The organism is Lactiplantibacillus dongliensis (genome assembly GCF_005405105.1).
GTDB classification, from domain to species: Bacteria; Bacillota; Bacilli; order Lactobacillales; family Lactobacillaceae; genus Lactiplantibacillus; species Lactiplantibacillus dongliensis.
The window spans coordinates 1-17,432 of record NZ_BJDK01000023.1 but is presented as its reverse complement, the minus strand read 5'-3'; the positions used below and the strand labels follow the sequence as shown (position 1 = coordinate 17,432).

General features: G+C 47.4%; 18 protein-coding genes and 1 other annotated feature. Of the genes, 4 read left to right on the top strand and 14 right to left on the bottom strand.

The features are described from left to right. Nucleotides 1–4 precede the first annotated feature (4 nt). Entirely contained in the window at nt 5–715 is a 711-nt protein-coding gene (locus FFM80_RS09550) for a GntR family transcriptional regulator (protein ID WP_137640578.1), read from the bottom strand. Between the two features lie 1,136 nt (nt 716–1,851). Here FFM80_RS09550 and trpX point away from each other — a divergent pair. The 4 genes from trpX to FFM80_RS09525 all read left to right on the top strand — a co-directional run bounded on the left by trpX (nt 1,852) and on the right by FFM80_RS09525 (nt 6,032). Beyond that, nucleotides 1,852–2,850 carry a tryptophan ABC transporter substrate-binding protein gene (gene trpX / locus FFM80_RS09540; RefSeq protein ID WP_137640601.1) on the top strand — a complete coding sequence of 333 codons (999 nt, stop codon included), beginning with the start codon at nt 1,852–1,854 and terminating at the stop codon, nt 2,848–2,850. Beyond that, nucleotides 2,847–3,752: an ABC transporter permease gene (locus tag FFM80_RS09535; protein WP_137635799.1), complete on the top strand. Its 906-nt coding sequence runs from the start codon at nt 2,847–2,849 to the stop codon at nt 3,750–3,752. The genes trpX and FFM80_RS09535 overlap by 4 nt, the downstream gene beginning before the upstream one ends. Next, nucleotides 3,739–4,518 (top strand): ABC transporter ATP-binding protein, encoded by a 780-nt coding sequence (locus FFM80_RS09530; protein ID WP_137640577.1) that lies wholly within the window; start codon nt 3,739–3,741, stop codon nt 4,516–4,518. Before FFM80_RS09535 ends, FFM80_RS09530 begins: the two co-directional genes overlap by 14 nt. A gap of 158 nt (nt 4,519–4,676) precedes the next feature. Next, entirely contained in the window at nt 4,677–6,032 is a 1,356-nt protein-coding gene (locus FFM80_RS09525) for an FAD-dependent oxidoreductase (RefSeq protein ID WP_137640576.1), read from the top strand. Nucleotides 6,033–6,725: 693 nt separating this feature from the next. Here FFM80_RS09525 and FFM80_RS09520 read toward each other — a convergent pair. The 13 genes from FFM80_RS09520 to hisJ form a co-directional block, all read right to left on the bottom strand. Further along, nucleotides 6,726–7,586: an NAD(P)-dependent oxidoreductase gene (locus FFM80_RS09520; RefSeq protein ID WP_137640575.1), complete on the bottom strand. Its 861-nt coding sequence runs from the start codon at nt 7,584–7,586 to the stop codon at nt 6,726–6,728. Between the two features lie 6 nt (nt 7,587–7,592). Continuing rightward, entirely contained in the window at nt 7,593–8,351 is a 759-nt protein-coding gene (locus tag FFM80_RS09515; protein ID WP_137640574.1) for a TerC family protein, read from the bottom strand. 185 nt (nt 8,352–8,536) lie between these two features. Continuing rightward, on the bottom strand, nt 8,537–9,607 hold the full coding sequence (hisC, locus tag FFM80_RS09510) for a histidinol-phosphate transaminase (RefSeq protein WP_137640573.1): 1,071 nt from the start codon (nt 9,605–9,607) through the stop codon (nt 8,537–8,539). A gap of 12 nt (nt 9,608–9,619) precedes the next feature. Beyond that, the gene (gene hisE / locus FFM80_RS09505; protein ID WP_137640572.1) at nt 9,620–9,940 is read right to left on the bottom strand and encodes a phosphoribosyl-ATP diphosphatase; all 321 of its coding nucleotides are present in this window, start codon (nt 9,938–9,940) and stop codon (nt 9,620–9,622) included. Between the two features lie 16 nt (nt 9,941–9,956). After that, nucleotides 9,957–10,274, bottom strand: a complete 318-nt coding sequence (hisI, locus tag FFM80_RS09500) for a phosphoribosyl-AMP cyclohydrolase (RefSeq protein WP_137640571.1) — start codon at nt 10,272–10,274, stop codon at nt 9,957–9,959. Next, nucleotides 10,271–11,029: an imidazole glycerol phosphate synthase subunit HisF gene (hisF, locus tag FFM80_RS09495; RefSeq protein ID WP_137640570.1), complete on the bottom strand. Its 759-nt coding sequence runs from the start codon at nt 11,027–11,029 to the stop codon at nt 10,271–10,273. Before hisF ends, hisI begins: the two co-directional genes overlap by 4 nt. Further along, nucleotides 11,023–11,742 (bottom strand): 1-(5-phosphoribosyl)-5-[(5-phosphoribosylamino)methylideneamino]imidazole-4-carboxamide isomerase, encoded by a 720-nt coding sequence (gene hisA / locus FFM80_RS09490; RefSeq protein ID WP_137640569.1) that lies wholly within the window; start codon nt 11,740–11,742, stop codon nt 11,023–11,025. Before hisA ends, hisF begins: the two co-directional genes overlap by 7 nt. Further along, the gene (hisH, locus tag FFM80_RS09485; RefSeq protein WP_137640568.1) at nt 11,723–12,349 is read right to left on the bottom strand and encodes an imidazole glycerol phosphate synthase subunit HisH; all 627 of its coding nucleotides are present in this window, start codon (nt 12,347–12,349) and stop codon (nt 11,723–11,725) included. Before hisH ends, hisA begins: the two co-directional genes overlap by 20 nt. Then, nucleotides 12,350–12,934: an imidazoleglycerol-phosphate dehydratase HisB gene (gene hisB / locus FFM80_RS09480; RefSeq protein WP_137640567.1), complete on the bottom strand. Its 585-nt coding sequence runs from the start codon at nt 12,932–12,934 to the stop codon at nt 12,350–12,352. Nucleotides 12,935–12,946: 12 nt separating this feature from the next. Then, nucleotides 12,947–14,233 carry a histidinol dehydrogenase gene (hisD, locus tag FFM80_RS09475; RefSeq protein WP_137640566.1) on the bottom strand — a complete coding sequence of 429 codons (1,287 nt, stop codon included), beginning with the start codon at nt 14,231–14,233 and terminating at the stop codon, nt 12,947–12,949. Continuing rightward, nucleotides 14,230–14,892, bottom strand: coding sequence for an ATP phosphoribosyltransferase (gene hisG, locus FFM80_RS09470; RefSeq protein WP_137640565.1), 663 nt, complete (start codon nt 14,890–14,892; stop codon nt 14,230–14,232). Before hisG ends, hisD begins: the two co-directional genes overlap by 4 nt. Beyond that, nucleotides 14,885–16,036, bottom strand: coding sequence for an ATP phosphoribosyltransferase regulatory subunit (gene hisZ, locus FFM80_RS09465; RefSeq protein WP_137640564.1), 1,152 nt, complete (start codon nt 16,034–16,036; stop codon nt 14,885–14,887). Before hisZ ends, hisG begins: the two co-directional genes overlap by 8 nt. Nucleotides 16,037–16,102: 66 nt before the next feature. Beyond that, nucleotides 16,103–16,337 (bottom strand) — a binding site (T-box leader). A 65-nt stretch (nt 16,338–16,402) separates the two neighbouring features. Further along, nucleotides 16,403–17,233, bottom strand: a complete 831-nt coding sequence (hisJ, locus tag FFM80_RS09460) for a histidinol-phosphatase HisJ (RefSeq protein ID WP_137640563.1) — start codon at nt 17,231–17,233, stop codon at nt 16,403–16,405. Nucleotides 17,234–17,432 lie beyond the last annotated feature (199 nt).

Genomic DNA, 17,432 nt, shown 5'->3' with positions numbered 1-17,432 from the left:
CGTACTAGTCTTGCAGATCAATATTTTCCGTATGGTAATACAATTCCAAATCTGGATAAACAAAGAATGTTTTGGAAAAGTTAAACACGATGCCACTAGCCAAATAGTTGATCCCATCTAAACACATCGTTTTATCGCCTACCGGTTGGCCCACCAGCTTTGCGCGGGTCGCATTCAAACGAACTTGGTGCACGTAGTTTTCTGTGGTACTACCGTAGATGCCATAAGCGTCCCGTAAAAAAGCAAAGATGGAATGCTGAACGCCGTCTTCTGACAGATATGGTACGACAGCGCGCGGAAAGTAAGATTCTTCCAAGTCATATAGCTGATCTTGTAAATACCGTAGCCGGATCACCCGGTACAGCTCATCACCGATCGCAATATTCCCCTGCTTCGCCAACTGTTCATCTGCCTTAATCCGATCAAACGTCACAACTTTTGATATTAGCGGACCGCCAGCAACCATCGCGGCCCGGTCAAACCCAATCGACAAGTTTAAAACAGTCGCGGAATTCTGTGGCTGCTTAACAATAAAGTTGCCGCTACCTTGGACGCGCCGCAATAAGCCGTGCCGAAACACCACATCGATGGCCCGTCGAATCGTCGTCCGACTGGCATCAAATTGAGTCATTAAGGCTTTTTCAGTGGGCAACTTAGTTTCGTACTCACCGGCAACAATCGCCTTGATAATGTCCTGCGCAATTGCATGATACATGCGAAAGCCTCCTTTCTTTTAATTGGTAGACCCCAATTATTATTGGTGGACCCTTATAAAACTTATGCCCACAAATAATGATAGCATATTATAATTGAAAGCGCTTTAATATTAATGATTTTATACCAAAGAATTTATATCTAGGATTAACCGGAACTGGCCGGTAACTGGGGCATCTCGACCGGTTACATTTCCTGATGTCAGCAGGTAAAAAGCACTAATTTCGAGGCTGTCATTCAGGCACTTAATATAACATTATTTATATATTTTACACTATCTACTAAGCTTGTTATTCATCGATAAATTATCATTAAATACATTAAATCTACACTTGATGCTAGTTGAAATTGCCGCCTGCCGGTTGGACACTAAAACGCTGGAACGCCATGAGCCATTGGGAAGCCCAAGCCCGGTTTGGAGGCTTCCCAACGCGGCCACCACGTTCCAGCCGATTTTGGGCCAACCAGAGTGGTAGATTTAATCCGTATCAGTCACTTTATTGATCATTCACTTGTTGCTTTCTCATGTTTTTTTAATAATAGGCTTGACAGACATTTTAACTTTGCCTATACTGAATTCAATCAATTAACGGAAAGTGAGGAACCAAGGATGACAAAGTTAGCACAGCGCAACTTGAATAGTTCATGGCAAAGCCGGCGATTCAGATTGTAATTCCGCCACACGGATACAATCTGGCAAACAGTTTGTATCTGTGCCGGCTAACTTTGATATCCAAAGAAGTCTGCATGGGTTTTAGACACAGCAGGCTTCGGTTCCGTAAAGGGCAAACCAGAGCTTACTGGTTTGCCCTTTTTTGTATTCCAGAGTGTGAGGTAAGTCGGGTGTTGCTGAGCATTGCCTAGCTAGTCAATTATTCGGTGGTCTTTCGGATAGTTGACTGGCGTAGCAAGCGGAAGAAGCAGGCTTGCCGAACACGTTTCGACAAGCCTGTGAGCGAGGGCGGGAGTTTACGAGCATTAGCCTAGCTTAACAATTATATCGGCGGTTTTCCGATATGGTTGTTAAGCGTAGCTAAGCGGAAGAAACTGCCCAAGCGAACACGTTTCGGCCCAACAACAATCCACCTGCTCCAACCCAAACACAATTCATTATACGAGGTGACCAAATTGAAAAGAATGCTTGCATTTATTAGCGCACTTATCGTTTTTCTCGGCATTGCCTTTTTCATGACTGGCAATTCGACCACTACCAAAACGACTAGTACCAAAAAAGTACCAACAGTTGGGATTCTCCAACTCCAGACCCACCCGGCCTTAGACGCCATTCATCGTGGCATTATCGCCGGACTGAAAGCTGGCGGCTATACGCCTGGTAAGACTATCAAGATTGATTATCAAAATGCCCAAGGTGACCAAAGTAACTTAAAGACAATGAGTCAAAAGTTCATCAACGAAAACGCTGATGAAACGATTGCCATTGCAACCCCGTCCGCACAAGCCTTGGCGAATGCCGCGGGTAAAGATACTCCTGTGATCTTAGCTGGGATTACTGATCCCGTTGGCGGCGGCTTGATTAAAAGTAATCAACATCCCGGCGGCAACGTGACTGGAACGTCTGGCGAATCGCCATTAAAATCCCATTTAGATCTATTACGCCAACTCGTCCCGAAAGCCAAAAAGATTGGGATTATCTACACGACTTCTGACCACGGTGGCGAATATAACGCCAAAAAGTTCGCCAAGATTTGTAAACAGGAAGGCGTTGCTTACAAGCTTTACACGATTTCGTCAACTAATGATATGCAACAAGTTGCTGAAACGATGGCCTCACAAGTTGACGCCGTCTACGCCCCACAAGATAACGGGGTTGCTAGTGCGATGAAGACCTTGATTTCAGTCACTAACAAAGCCAACGTGCCGGTTATTCCAGCGGTTGATACGATGGTCAAAGATGGCGGTTTAGCCACCTTATCCGTTAATCAATTTGAACTTGGTAAATTATCCGGTGAAATGGCCGCTAAAGTCTTAAAAGGCAAGTCACCCGCCAACTATCCGATTAAGTTAATTACCAAAGGTGAGATGACCTTAAACCTGACCGAAGCAAAGAAGCTCGGGATTACCTTCCCAGCTAGTGTGATTAAAGAAGCCAAACAGAAAGGGGAAATCTTCAAATGAGCATGATTGTATCGAGTATTGGACAAGGCTTACTCTGGGCCATTTTAGGGATTGCCTTATTCTTAACATTTAGAATTTTAGATTTCCCAGATATGACGGTTGAAGGCACGTTCCCACTCGGGGCGGCCACTGCTGTTACGGCGATTGCCCACGGGATGAATCCGTATGCGGCGACGTTACTCGCCTTTGTGACGGGGGCTGCGGCCGGGTTAATTACCGGCCTGCTCTACACGAAAGGCAAGATTCCGATTCTTTTAGCCGGTATTTTAGTGATGACCGCCTGTTTATCCGTTAACTTACGAATTATGGGCAGTGCCAACGTTTCCTTACTTGGCAAGCAAACCATTTTCTCAGGACACTTCTTACAATCACTACCGAAATACTTTGACAGTGTCTTCATTGGCTTAGTGGTCATTTTGATTGTTACCGTCCTACTTATCTTGTTCCTACAGACCAATCTCGGCCAAGCCTTTATCGTCACTGGTGATAACCGGATCATGGCGCGGTCAATTGGGATTAACACGGACAACATGACCATGATGGGCTTGATGGTCTCCAACGGTATGATTGGGATGGGCGGCGCCTTAATTGCCCAAAATAACGGTTATGCCGATGTGAATATGGGGATTGGGATTATCGTTATCGCCCTCGCCTCGATTATTATTGGCGAAGTTGTCTTTGGCGAATTGACCTTGAATCAACGGTTAGTCGCCGTCACCTTAGGCAGTATCTTGTATCGTTTCGTCCTCTTAATCGTCTTGCAATTAGGCTTCAGCACTAACGACCTGAACTTATTGTCCGCGATTATCTTGGCGGTCTGCCTGATGTTACCGCAACTCAGCAAAAAGTTGCATTTAAACCAAGTCCTAAAGAAAGGTGTGGCTAAATATGACGAAAACTGAAACCCCATTACTTTCATTAAAGAATATCGTGACTAAAGTCAACGTCAACACGCCAAACGAAGTGATGATTTTACGGCACTTGAATTTAGATATTTACGCAGGTGACTTCATTACTGTCCTTGGTTCCAACGGTGCCGGCAAGTCGACCCTCTTCAATACGATTAGTGGTGAATTGCCAGTTAACGATGGCCGCATCCAACTCAAAGATCACGACATTACCCATCTATCCGTCGAAAAACGGACGGCCTTTCTAGCCCGTGTCTTTCAAGATCCCAAGATGGGCACCGCCCCACGGATGACAGTCGCTGAAAACTTACTATTAGCTAGTCAGCGTGGCAAACGGCGCACCTTACGTTTGCGGCGCTTAAAGCAATCGCTACCTCACTTTAAAGCATTAGCGGCAACCATGAATAACGGCTTATCAGAACGCTTAAGCACTGCCACCGAAAGTCTCTCTGGTGGCCAACGTCAGGCGTTGAGCTTTCTCATGGCAACCGAACAGCATCCCGACTTACTCTTGTTGGATGAACATACGGCAGCGCTAGATCCCAAGACTAGTGCCGAATTAATGACGCAAACCAATCAACGGGTTACCCAAGAAAAGCTAACCTGCTTAATGATTACCCACCATTTAGATGACGCCTTAAAGTACGGCAATCGGTTGATTGTACTAGATCAAGGCCAGATCAAATATGATGTGCGTGGCGCTGAAAAAGCCGCCTTAACCAAAGATAAGCTCTTAAGTTTCTTTGATACTATCGAATAGCTCAAAAGTGGACTAGAATCTCAGCTGATTCTAGTCCACTTTTTAATTGGTTGAATCCTCAAAAAATAAATAAGTTGTTTTCTTTTTAATTGTGTACAATTAGTGTTACCTTAGATATTAGAACAGTTCTAATCTAAAATTTATTGGAGGCAGTTATTATGAAAGTTATCGTTGTGGGGTCTTCACATGGTGGTTACGAAACAGTTCGTGGGATTTTAGCAGCCCATCCCGAAACTGAGATTCAGTGGTACGAAAAAGGCGACTTTTTGTCCTTCTTATCTTGCGGGATGCAGCTCTACTTGGAAGGCACGGTTAAAGATGTTAACGCCGTTAGCTATGCTACCCCAGCTGGGATGCGGGCACAGGGCGTCCATGTCTATACGGAACAAGAGATCACGACCGTTCATCCTGATCGGCAGACCGTCCACGTGGTCAATCACGCGACCGGTGAAGAACGAGATGAAGGCTATGACAAGCTCGTCTTGGCAGTTGGGGCGGTACCATTCGACTTACCCGTTCCCGGGCATGACTTAGAAAATGTCTACGCAATGCGCGGTCGCGACTGGGCCATCAAACTTAAGGCAAAAACCGTTGATCCAGCTATCAAGAACGTCGTTGTGATTGGTTCTGGCTATATTGGGATTGAAGCCGCGGAAGTCTTCGCCAAAGCTGGCAAACACGTCACCGTTGTCGATATGCTACCACGCCTACTGAGTCTGTATTTGGATGCTGAATTCACCGACACCCTGACCCAAACGATGGCTGACCATGGGATTCAAGCTGCCACTGGCCAAGGTGTCAAAGCCTTTGAAGGTAAGCACGGTAAAGTCACCAAGCTGATCACTGACCAAGGCGAGTACCCCGCTGATCTAGTTATTTCTGCAGCTGGGATTCGGGCTAATACGGGCTTCTTAAAAGACGTGGTGGCTTTAGATGATCATGGCTTAATCAAGATTAACGATTACCTCCAAACCAGCGACCCCAATATTTATGCCGTGGGCGATGCCACGCTTGTCCCATTCGCCCCGACCGGCCAACCAAACCGGATTGCTTTAGCGACGAATGCACGGCGTCAAGGCCGGATTGCCGCCAAAAACATCTTCGGTGACCAGGTCACCATGCCAACAGTCTCCGGCTCGTCAGCGTTATCAGTCTTTGACTATCACTTCGCTTCAACTGGAATTAAAGCTGGGACTAGTGAAAAGCTAGGCGTTAAGAGCCAGTCAGTCCTAGTTACCGATACCGCCCAACCGGCCTTTGTCCCAGACGCCGCCGGTAATGCTAAAGTCTGGTTCAAGCTCACTTTTGACCCAGCAGACGGTCGCATTCTTGGCGCTCAAATTATGTCGAAAAAGGATGTCACGGCGAATATCAATACGATTTCACTAGCTGTTCAAGCTAAGCTAACCGTTTATGACTTAGCTTATACCGACTTTTTCTTCCAACCTGGCTTCGACCGGCCTTGGAATATCATGAATATTGCAGCGCAAAAAGCGATTGATTCCTTGAAATAGGGATGACTAATCTAGTTTAAATTACCGCTCCGGACGGCCTGGATTGATGCTGGAACGTGGTGGCCACGTTTTCGAGCCAAAAATCGGTCTCGAAAGCCGGGCTTTCACTAGGCTGGAAAAATCACCAGCCAAGTGAAATGTCACCACTGAGCATCATCCAGGCCGTCCTGCGCTAATTAACTGGTTGTTTGTTGAGTTGGTTACAACTTAAGACTGATTTAGCTCAAGTCGTCGAAACTACCATTTTTGCCGTATCAAGACGTTTAACTGGATACCCTTTAAAATGTGACTTTTAACTAAAAAGCACTCTACAAACCGTATTTTAGGGCCCTAACTTTTGAACAGATTCATACACTTAATACTAGTCAAAATTGCCGCCTGTCGGTTGATTTCAAAAACGTTAAAACACCATGGACCATTTTGAAGCCAAATTAACAGCTATCCAACTAAACTAATCGTTAATTATTTAATTCCTGTTAGCTAACGCCGGGCGGGCCAGCATTGGCTCAGTGGTGTCGTTTATCTAAGTCGGTGATTTTCCAACTTAGATAACCCCCGGCTTGAAAGACCGCACTTTGGCTTTCAAACGTGGCCACCACGTTCCAGCCGATGCTGGCCCAACCAGAGTGGCAAGCTTGATCAAATTACCAATAAAAAAGACGCCCAAATGGACGTCTTTTTTTAGCTTTAACTTTACTTGTAAATATTAATCAAGCCTTGAGTCCCTTGATCACCGAGACCCTTAACATCAACCATCACTTCGTATAACCGTTTAGCTTGTGCCGTGGCGACTAAGTCTAAACCCATCGCATCGGCTTCCGTCAATGCAATGCGCAAATCCTTTAAGAAGTGCCGGGCAAAGAAACCGGGCGTGTAATCATTTTTCAAAATACGCGGTACATAATTATCCATACTCCAATTATCCGCCCCGCCGCTGGAAAGCGTCGCCAAAACTTTTTCGGTATCAAGCCCTGCAGCTTTAGCGTAAAGCAACATTTCAGTTAAGCCAGTCATCGTCCCGGCAATCATAATCTGGTTAGCCATCTTGGCATGCTGACCTGTACCCGCCGCACCAAAATGATTGACGCGATGTCCAATCACCTTAAATATCGGCTGCATCGCTTGATAAGTCGCGGTATCACCACCAACCATAATCGTTAACGTCGCCTTTTTAGCGCCAATATCACCGCCGGACACAGGGGCATCTAAGGCATGAAAGCCGTGAGCATCAGCATAAGCCGCAATTTTCGCCGCTAACTTAGGCTGACTAGTCGTCATATCAATCACCGTTTTATCTGGTCGCAGGCTTGTAAAAATGCCATCGTCACCAAAATAAACTTGAGCCACATCCTTTGGGAACCCGACCATCGTCAAGACCACATCACTAACTGCAGCCACAGCAGCTGGGGTATCCGCCCAGACCGCGCCTTCAGCCACGAGGGCATCGGCTTTACGTTTCGTGCGATTATAGACCGTCATCTCATAACCGGCAGCCATCAAATTATGCGCAATCGCGGCCCCCATCACACCAGTACCAATTAAACCAAGTTTCATTATGAGTCATCCTTTCTGATTTTTGTCCGGCGCCGTTTTACGACTTTGCCGCACAAAATGAATGATTAACGTGACCACCACGGCCCCTAAAACAATCAAACCAAAGGCTACCGCGGGAACTTCAATATCAATTGATGGAATTGATAGGAATAGTTTAAGCGCAATCACGGCAATTAAGCAATAGGCCATTGTTTCCAACTCTGGGATTTTTTTCATTAACCGCATGATAATTTCGGCGATCCCCCGCATGGCTGCAATCCCGATCATCCCACCAATCAACACAATCACGGGATTCTTCGAAATCGCTAACGACGCTAACACAGAGTCAATTGAGAACACAATATCCATTAACTCAATCTGGACCACAACCGACCAGAATTGACTCATGCCTAAGAATCGCCGTTGCTTTTTCGGCTTCGCCGTCGTCTGCTGTTTTTTCGTAAAGAATTGGTAAACTAAGTAAATTAAATAACCAGCCCCTAAAATCTTGATTTCCCAGAAACCAATCAGATAGGTTCCAATCCCGATAACAATGAAGCGGAAGATATAAGCCCCCCACAACCCATAAAACAATGATTTCTCTTGATCCTTTACAGAATCTAAACTTTGGGTCTGAGCGGCTAGGACGACAGCATTATCCACGGACAACAAACATTCAATCAAGGCTAATGACAAGATAATGATCCAGTCATCAGGAGTGGCGATAATCTGGCGCCAATTTTCAAGGCTGAAAAATGGCGCGTAAAGTTGTTCAATAAAATGCATCCCGGTGGTCCCCCTTCTACTTATTTCATATAATTTTAATTATACGCCTTGTGAGAAAAATATCTAACTTGAGTTATCACAACGCCTAATGATCTGGATCTTAGCCAATTGACCGCTTAACACACTAAAACGGCCAACCAACCGGCGACCGTTTTTAACCTCTATTAATTTTTTCAATTCGATTCCTACTCTGCATAGGCCTTAATCAACGCCCGCAACTGCGCTCCATCCGCGGCAGTACCAATCGTCAACCGTAGCCAATCTGGTCGCAACCCCGTTCGTAAACTATAGCCGTGATGTAACAAGTAATCCGCCAATTGATCCGCTTGCGGATAGTGAAAGAAGATGAAGTTAGCGGCGGACTCATCGGCCTGAATCCCCTGCGCTTGAAAGAACTGTTGCCAATTGTCGCGCTCAGCCGCATTTTTAGCGACCGTCTGGTGAACAAAAGCTTGATCTTGTACAGCCGCTAATGCCGCGACTTGCGTCAATGAATTCAAATTATAAGGTAACCGCACTGACTGCATGATTGGCGCATACCGCTTAGAAAAGACTGCATACCCCACGCGAAAGTTGGCTAACCCATAAGCCTTGGAAAAGGTCCGCATGACCACCACATTCGGATAGCGACGCGGTAACTGCAGCGCCGAAACGGCCGCGGCATTCGGCACAAAGTCAAGATAGGCTTCATCAATGAGCACCATCGTCTCCGCGGGAACTTGTTGCACAAAGGCTTCTAAGTCGACTAAAGTTTCAACCGTCCCCGTTGGATTGTTCGGGTTGCATAACCAAACCATCTTGACTGCCGGCGTCAACTTTTGCGCTAACGCTTGAAAGTCCACGTGGTCATTAGCTAAGGTTGGAACCGACACTAGGCGGGCGCCTTCAATCTCTGCATGCAATCCATACTCTGAAAAGGTTGGCGCTGAGACTAGGACTTGATCACCAGGGGCTAAAAATGTCCGTGAGACCATCACGATCATTTCATCTAGCCCAACGCTAAAAACTAATTGTGCCGGATCAACTTGTTGTTGCGTCGCAATCGCTTGCCGCAAAGCAGTCGCATCGCCATCTGGATAGCGGTTGCTTTGATTAAAATCCCAGTTCTTCACCGCTAGGGCAACTTTTGGCGAGGTCCCATAAGGATTCTCATTGGCTGACAACCGTACTAGTCGGTCTAATCCAAGCTCTGATTTGAGCGTTGCTAACGGCTTTTCGGGCACATACGGCGTTAACTTTTGAATGCTTTCCTTCATATAAGTGTCCCCCTATAAATTCTTGATTTCTGGGCGGTCCTTAAAGTCACTCATTTTACCTTCCCGCTTAGCAAGTTCAGCCTTAATCTGATCAAAGCTAACCCCGCGTTCAACTAGTAGCACTAAGACGTGGTAGAACAAGTCGGCCGTTTCGTAGACTAAGGCGTCATCATCGGGATTTTTGGCGGCCACGACCACCTCCGTCGATTCTTCACCGACTTTTTTCAAAATTTTATCGAGTCCTTCGGTAAATAAATAGTCGGTATATGACCCTTTTTTCGGATTTTGTTGCCGTTGAGCGATTAATTGATATAAGTCTTCCATGTTTTGCATAAGTGATGATCCTCTCTTATTTGACTGTCTTAAAGAAGCAACTGGTATGGCCGGTATGACAAGCTGGCCCATGCGGCGTCACCGCGATGAGCAACGTGTCATTGTCGCAATCGAGCTTAATACTGACCACATCTTGTAAATTACCGCTGGTCGCGCCTTTATGCCACAGTTCTTGACGCGACCGTGACCAGAACCAGGTTTGTCCGCTCGCTAATGTCCGCCGATAACTTTCTGCATTCATCCAGGCAACCATCAACACGGCCTTGGTCTGCGCATCCGTCACGACCGTTGTCACTAGCCCGGCCCCTTTTTCAAAATCAGGTTGTTCACTCATCGCACGACCACCGCCTTTTGCCGTAAAGCTTGCTTAACATCACTAATGGTTAGCTCACCATAATGGAACACGGAGGCCGCCAACGCCCCATCTACTGGAGATTGTTGGAAGACAGCCACGAAGTCAGCTAACCCACCAGCCCCACCAGACGCAATGATGGGCACTTTGACCGCTGCCCCCAAAGCTTGATAGAGACTTAGGTCAAAACCGGCTTTGGTCCCATCACGATCCATACTCGTTACCAATAATTCGCCAGCGCCCAACGCCACGGCTTGCTTAGCCCAAGCAATCGCATCTAAGTCAGTGGCTTGACGACCGCCATGGGTATACACCCGATACTGTTGGGCCGTAGCATCCCAAGCAGCGTCAATGGCAACCACGATACACTGATTGCCGAACTTTTCCGCCCCGGCTTGAATCAAGGCCGGGTCAGCGACGGCGGCCGAATTAATCGCGACTTTATCAGCCCCGGCTTTTAATAACCGCTGCATATCAGCCACACTGCTGATACCGCCGCCAATCGTTAACGGCATAAAGACTTGTGCGGAAACTTGTTCGACTAACGCCGCCATCGTTTTGCGCTGCTCATTGGTCGCCGAAATGTCTAGAAAGACTAATTCATCGGCACCTTGCTGCTGGTAAGCTGCCGCAATCGCCACTGGATCACCGACATCAGTTAAGTGCACAAAGTTCACCCCCTTCTTGACGTGCCCATCGGCCACATCTAGACAAGGAATAATGCGTTTAGCTAACATGTCGTCACCTCCGCCAATTCTGCCAAGGTGACAGTCCCTTCATACAGGGCCTTACCGATAATGGCATCGGTAATCCCCATCGTCTGCAAGGTTTGTAGATCAGCCACATCGCGAATGCCACCGCTAGCAACAAGCTGAGCTGGCGGCAATTGGGCGTGTAACTGGCCGAGCAAATTCAAGTTAGGGCCTTGCATGGTGCCATCGCGAGCGACATCGGTCACGATAAAGTGCTTAGCGCCACTCGCCATCATCGTTTGGATCAGGGTACTCATCTTGGTCTGCGATTGTTCCAACCAACCGTTAATCGCGACTTGTCCGTGTTGACCATCAACACCAATCACGATCCGCTCACCGCCAAATGTCGTTAATAACCGCTTCACTAATGCCGGGTCAGTCAAGGCCGCGGAACCAATAACTAAGCGATCGACGCCTAATTTTAAGTAACGAGCCGCTAAGTCATAGCTGCGAATCCCGCCGCCCAATTCTAAAGTTCCGGTAAAGGCCGCCCGAATCGCGGCCACCGTGGCCCAGTTTTCTGGTCGGCCGGATTTCGCACCATCTAAATCAACTAAATGTAATTGTTGTAAGCCGGCTGCATTAATTTGTTGCGCTTGGACGACTGGGTCCGCATTAATTAACGTGGCTTGGCTGAAATCACCTTGGTATAACCGGACACTCTGGCCGGCTTTTAAATCAATTGCTGGAAAAATCATTGGCACTCACCATTTCCTTAAAACTTGCTAGTTGCTGTAACCCGACTTGCCCACTTTTTTCCGGATGGAACTGCATCCCAACAACGTTTTGCCGTTGAACAATGCTTGGAATCGCCACCCCGTGCTGGACAGTCGCGACAATCTGCTCAACTGGACTGACGGCATAGTACGAATGGACAAAATACGTATACGCACCATCAATGCTGGCGAAGGAACTATCAGGCTGTTGCAGCTCATTTTCATTCCAACCCATCTGTGGCACTTTTACACCTAAATCGCTAGGAATCGCAGTCACTTGGCCTTGCAATAGGCCGAGCCCCGCGTGATCGCCGTATTCACTACTGCGTTCGAACAATAATTGCATCCCTAAGCAAATCCCCAACATTGGCTTGCCCGCTTGCGCCAATTGTTGCAAGACGGGAACTAGTTGTCGGTCTTGCAAGGCGGTCATCGCCGCGGCAAAGGCGCCAACCCCTGGTAAGATAACCGCATCAGCTTGCGCCAAGACCGCTGGATCAGCCGTCAAGGTCGTTGGCACTTGTAAATAAGCAAATGCTTTTTGCAAGTTACGGGTGTTCCCGGTATCGTAATCCACGATTGCAAACATCTAAATCACGCCCTTCGTCGAGTTCACACCGATAATGTCGGGATTAACCGTGACGGCCGCCCGCATCGCACGACCCAACGCTTTGAATAAGCTTTCAACTTTGTGGTGAGTATTCCGGCCGTAAAGAATCCGCGCATGTAAGTTCATCTCGGCCGCAAAAGCAACCGCTTGGAAGAAGTCCTCAACCGTTTCCGTATCCAGTCCGCCTAAGCGTGGATTGGTCAACTCAGCATCAAAAACTAAGTACGAGCGGCCACTCAAGTCGACACTGACCTGACCAAGCGTCTCATCCATCGGCACAAATGCCGTCCCGTAGCGTTCAATACCGACTTTATCGCCCAGTGCCTTTTTGAAGCACTCCCCTAAGACAATCCCGGTATCTTCGGTAGTGTGGTGAGGATCAACGTCTAAGTCACCGTGTGCTTTGACGATAAGGCCGAAGCGACCGTGCTTGGCGAATAAGTTCAGCATGTGATTTAAAAAGCCAATCCCCGTATCAATCTCAATGCCACTCTGTTCATCTAAGTTCAAACTAATCTCAATCTGCGTTTCTTGTGTGACGCGTTTAATCGTTGCTTGGCGCATAAGCGGGACCTCCTAGTCGTAATACGTATCAAAACGAGCTTCAATCGCACGGGCATGACCTTCGAGACCTTCCACCCGTGCTAAGGTGGTGATAGCTTTAGCTTCCTTGGCTAAGGCTGGCTTTGTATATTGAATAAAGGACGTGCGTTTAACAAAATCATAAACGCCCAATGGTGAACTAAATCGTGCCGTCCCACTGGTGGGTAAGATGTGATTGGGACCAGCAACGTAATCACCTAATGGTTCGGAAGCATAACGGCCTAAGAAGACCGACCCCGCATTGCGAATCAAGTTTAAATATTGCGTCGGATTGGCTAATTGAACCTCTAAATGTTCTGGGGCGACCGTATTCATCAACTCAAACATGTCCTCAACTCGGTCAACGACCGCAATAAACCCTTTTTCATTAACTGACGCCGTGGCAATTGCCGTTCGTGGCAAAACGCTCAACTGTGAAGTCACATTGTCGCTCACCGCTTGGGCTAACTTGGGACTATCGGTGATTAAGATGGGCCGCGCCAACTTGTCATGCTCTGCTTGGCTCAATAAGTCGGCGGCCAGTTCGCGCGGATTAGCACTATCATCGGCAATAATCCCAATCTCTGAAGGGCCAGCGACCATATCAATGGCAACTTGACCAAAGACTTGCTTCTTCGCCGTCGCCACGAAGATATTTCCAGGACCGATAATCTTATCAACTTGTGGAATTGAGACCGTCCCGTATGCCAAAGCCGCAATTGCTTGGGCGCCGCCAACTTGATAGATCGCATCGACACCGGCGATTTTAGCGGCGGCTAACACGGCAGGATTAATCCCATCCGGCTGCGGTGGCGTCACCATAATAACCTCATCAACACCAGCGATCTTAGCCGGTAAGGCACTCATTAATAACGTTGACGGATAGGCGGCCGTCCCACCTGGCACATATAACCCGACGCGCTTTAGTGGTAATAATTTTTGGCCCCGCAAGACCCCTGGTTGTTCGGCATCAATGAAGCCTGTCGCCTTTTCCTTTTCGTGGAAGCTGGTAATGTTACGTTTCGCCAATAATAACGCTTGCTTAACTGCTGGATCCAATTGCTCATAAGCCGCATCAATCGTGGCTTGGTCGAGCTTGAATTGATCAATCTCAACGTTATCGAATTGTTGTTCATAAGCTTTTAAAGCGGCATCTCCATTTTCAATCACATTGGCGATAATCTTTTGGACGGCGGTGACCACGTTAGTATCGGTCAATTGTTGCGTTTTAGTCTGGACTAACTTTTTTAAAGTCGCTAAATCTTCATTAATAATTTTCATAATTGCGAGACTTCCTTTTCTGCATTGGCATTCACGACGGCGGCTAGTTGATCGACTAATGAGAAGATGGCGGTTTGATGTTGCTTGAGCGCCAGTCGATTGACCACTAACCGGGTAGAAACCGGTTGTAGATAGTCATAAATCTGTAAGTGGTTCTCCCGAATCGTCGTGCCAGTTTCAGTAATATCAACGATGGCATCCGCTAAACCGGTTAACGGCGCCAATTCCACCGACCCTTCAATCTTGATAATCTCCACGTCTTGGCCCAACCGGTCAAAGTAACGTTTCGTGATTAACGGATATTTGGTCCCAATAATCTTACGTTGGGGGGCCTGTGGGTCGAAGGCCGCGGTCGAAGCCAAGACAAATTGACATTGGCCAACCCCTAAATCTAATAATTCATATTGCGTGCTTTGATGTTCAACCAGAATGTCACTGCCCACAATGCCGATGTCAGCGGCCCCCCGTTCGAGAAACGTCGTCACATCCGGTCCTTTTGCGAGAATGAATTCATACGGTTGAGTGGTAGAATCGAAGATCAACCGGCGTTGTTTGTGCCGCACTAGCGAACAATCCACCCCGGCCTGTTCTAATAGTGGTAAGACTTGCGTCTCAACTCGTCCTTTGGTTAAAGCGATTTTTAATCGTGGTTCACTCATCTAAGTCACCTTCCGTCAAATCAATCAAAGTGGCGCCCATCTGCGCGGCTTCTTGTTTTGCGGCCGCCACGTTATCCGCTAAGCTCAAACTAGCCTGTTGGTATTTCAACAACAACCGTTCTGCTTGTGACCATTGTGCTGGTCGAAAGTAGATCAACTGGCGCGGAGTTGGTACGGCTTGTTTGAGCGCTAATTCAGTCAACAAGTCCAGATCTAAGCCCATCCCTACTGCCGGTTCACTAGTCGCTTGAAAGTTCGCCAGTAATTGGTCATAACGCCCTCCGCTGAATAAATACCCAGCGCCGGCTTGCGAATAGCCGCGAAAGGTCAAACCGGTGTAATACTTCTGCGGTGCTTGGCTGCTCAGATCAATCGAAACCGCCTGCTCTGGCATGGTGGTCTGCATCCAACGCACGACCGTCTTCAACCGGGCAATTGCATTATCCACGGCGGTTGGTAACGAAGCGGCCGCTAATTGCTTAAAGATTCTAGCTGGATTGCCGAACAACCGTGGCCACTGTTGTAAGAATGGATATAAAGCTTGATCTTGATACGCCGCAATCAAAGCTTCATATTGTGGCACTTGCTTGTTGAACAGTGCTTGCTTGATTGCCGTTTGTTCAGCGGCGTCAGCCGTTAAGGTCGCAACGACCTGCTGAACAAATTGCGCGTCACCAAGTTCAATCTCCACTTCATCATCAATCAGTTCGGCACTGAGTTGATTAGCGATTGCTAAACATTCCAGCTCTGCTTTTAACGAGGGATACCCAATCAATTCAACGCCCGCTTGGGTCATCTGGTTATACGACCCCGACAAACGACGACTCACCCGGAAGATATCGCCAACGTAACTGAACTTTTGCGGCAATGGGACTTTCGTGGCACTCAAGAAGCGGGCAATCGGTAACGTCATATCTGGCCGCAACACTAAGGTCTGGCCTTCCGGATCAAGCAACCGATACAATTGGGTGTTGCCCATTTGATACGGATCAAAGACCGCCTGATTCTCTAACAACGGCGTCGCAATCGGTGCCAACCCCCGCTGCTTAAAATGGGCTTGGATCACCGAGATTAGTTGTTGCTTCGTGGCAGCCTGTCGTCCGAACTCATCACGCGTACCGAGTGGTAAAAGATTACTTAACATTGCCAACGCCTCCTTAACGTTTACTGGATTATTGATTAAAAAAAAACGCCCCTTTAGCAAAATTGCTAAAAGGACGTTTTGAACGTGGTTCCACCTTAATTCGTTGCCAGCTCACACTGGCAACCTCATGTTGACAAAGAGTCAACTTGGCTAACGATGCCATTCGACTAAGGCTAATCAGACAGGTTCACCTTAGCAGTTCATAGATGTGGGTTCATTAATAATGTCTGCCCGGTTCGCAGCTACCCGGACTCTCTGGATGAGGAAATTATTAATTACTTTTTCTAATCACAACCGTTTATTAAAATTCGATTAGTTATTTAATTTAAAACTCATTCTAGTGACTTTCATGGCACTTGTCAACCATTAAATTAATTTTTTGATTAAATGTTGACCACGACCGACGCTGACAATATCATGTGCATCCGAGCCATAAATCAGCGGAATACCGCGCTGCTGAGCCCGTTGAATGATCTGGTCACCTGGGTAAAAGTCATTACAAAATGGTTTATATAGTCCTGCCAGGTTTAAATCTAATTCACGTTGCTGACTGACCAACAAGTCCAAAATCTGATCGACTAATTTTAGATTTTCAGCTGACAATGGTGCCGTCAATCCAAAATAATCCTGATATTTACGCACCAGACTCATATGGCCAATTCGTTGCGGGGCATACGGTCCCAAGTCTGCCTGGACCGATGCCAGCACGGTTTGATAATAAATTTGGAATAACTGTTGCGGCTGGTCAAGCCAGTCAGCAAACGCCACGCCAAAGTTTTCTGGCGACAAGTCAATTGCCCAAGTTTTGTTCACGACCCCCGGCATAAAGTGCACCGACAAAATACTCTCCTGCGTTAATGGCCCATACGCCGCTAAAAAGTCCCGGGTCCAGGCTTCAAAGCCGGGTAAATAATCCACTTCAAAGCCAACCGAAATCTCAATCTGATCACGATATTGTTGCTGCAAGTGCTGGCCTAATGCTAAGTAGGCCGGTACTTGAGCCATCGTTAACGAGGCTTCCGTAACCCCGGTACTATCGCCAGCGTACGTTGTAGCAAAGGTCGGTGGCAACGGGGCATGTTCGGTGATACAGTACTTCTGCATGCCCAATTGAATCGCCCGTTGTACCATTTTTTCCGTTGATTCCCCACTGCCATGCGGACATAATTCCGTATGGGTGTGACCGTCCATTAGCATTTTCTCAGCTCCTTTTAATAATTGCTCACTATTCAAACACAAATTCCCAGTTTGTGCAACTTAGACTGATGCTAAAACCTGAAAGTAACTAAAAAAGGTCGCTTGGTGCTAGTTGGCTTAAATTGCCACTCTGGTTGGGCCAGAATCGGCTGGAACGTGGTGGCCGCGTTTTCGAGCCACAGTACGGTCTCGAAAGCCG